This is a genomic window from Neisseria sp. 83E34 (assembly GCF_001308015.1).
Taxonomy (GTDB): domain Bacteria; phylum Pseudomonadota; class Gammaproteobacteria; order Burkholderiales; family Neisseriaceae; genus Neisseria.
In genome coordinates, this window is record NZ_LGYH01000034.1 from 1 (window position 1) to 740 (window position 740).

At 49.6% G+C, this 740-nt stretch carries 1 protein-coding gene; it reads left to right on the plus strand.

The genetic code is table 11. The features are described from left to right. Positions 1-89 precede the first annotated feature (89 nt). Positions 90-740 (plus strand): helix-turn-helix domain-containing protein (locus tag AKG09_RS11510; RefSeq protein ID WP_054619557.1); only part of this gene is annotated, 651 nt, incomplete at its 3' end.

Sequence of the window (740 nt, forward strand, 5' to 3'; positions counted from 1 at the left end):
AGCGGATTCGGATTTGAAGTGCAACTTTCCGCAACAGAAAAAGGCCAGTATGCGGTAGCATACGGCCTTTCCTGACAAGAAAGATTGCCATGAGCTACACACAACTGACCCAAAGCGAACGATACCACATCCAATACCTATCCCGCCACCACACCGTCACCGAAATCGCCAAACAACTTAACCGCCACAAAAGCACCATCAGCCGCAAAATCAGGCGGCACAGTACACAGGCAAAGCAATACAGTGCCGAAAAAGCCCGGAAACAAAGCCGGCTTACCAAACAGCGTAGGCTAAAACCCTATAAGCTCCATTCCCGGATGATTCAACACATCAATACCCTCATCCGCCGCAAGCTCAGCCCCGAGCAGGTGTGCGCCTATCTGCACAAACACCACCGCATCACGCTCCACCACAGCACCATTTACCTCTATCTGTGCCAAGACAAAAACAACGGCGGCACACTATGGCGGCATCTCAGAATAGCCGGCAAACCCTACCGTAAACAGTACGGCAGCACATGGATCAGAGGAAAAGTACCTAACCGCGTCGGCATAGAAAAGGAGAAAAGATTGAATGAAAAGACCAACGGGTTTATTCGCCAATATTTCCCCAAGCAAACCGATTTCCGCAACATCAGCCATCGGGAGATACGCAGGGTTCAAGATGAACTGAACCACCGGCCAAGAAAAACACTTGGCTATGAAACGCCAAGTGTTTTATTCTTAAAACCTGTTCCAACT